The organism is Mesorhizobium sp. M4B.F.Ca.ET.143.01.1.1 (genome assembly GCF_004792275.1).
In the GTDB taxonomy this organism is placed as follows: Bacteria; Pseudomonadota; Alphaproteobacteria; order Rhizobiales; family Rhizobiaceae; genus Mesorhizobium; species Mesorhizobium abyssinicae.
Genome location: NZ_SRSR01000202.1, coordinates 1 through 335, shown reverse-complemented (window position 1 = coordinate 335; position 335 = coordinate 1). Strand labels below are relative to the sequence as shown.

Below are 335 nucleotides of genomic sequence, written 5' to 3'. Positions count from 1 at the left end.
GCGGGGGTCAGAATATGCTGGCCGTGCCACAGCGCGATGATGCCGGGCTCGAGATGCGCGTAGGCGCCGCCGGCAACCTGGGTCGAGCCTTCGACAAGCGGGCTGGTGAGGCGAATCAGGCGTATGAACCAGGCGAACAGGCTGGCGATGAAATTCTTGACGAAATTCGACTGCGCCAAAGGCTCGCGGATGCGCCGCCACAGCGTGCGCGTTCCGCCGCTTCGGGCGGAACGCCGCCCGGTCGCCCCTTTCACCGCTTCATGCTCCATCGACGTCAACCGCCGACCTTCGATTCTGGATCGAGCAAACGGTGCAGATGCACAACGAAATAACGC

At 63.6% G+C, this 335-nt stretch carries 1 pseudogene; it reads right to left on the bottom strand.

Annotation, left to right across the window (positions count from 1 at the left end):
• A pseudogene (locus tag EN786_RS36635) lies at positions 1 to 269 on the bottom strand (hypothetical protein); the annotation flags it as partial.
• Between the last annotated feature and the right edge of the window lie 66 nt (positions 270 to 335).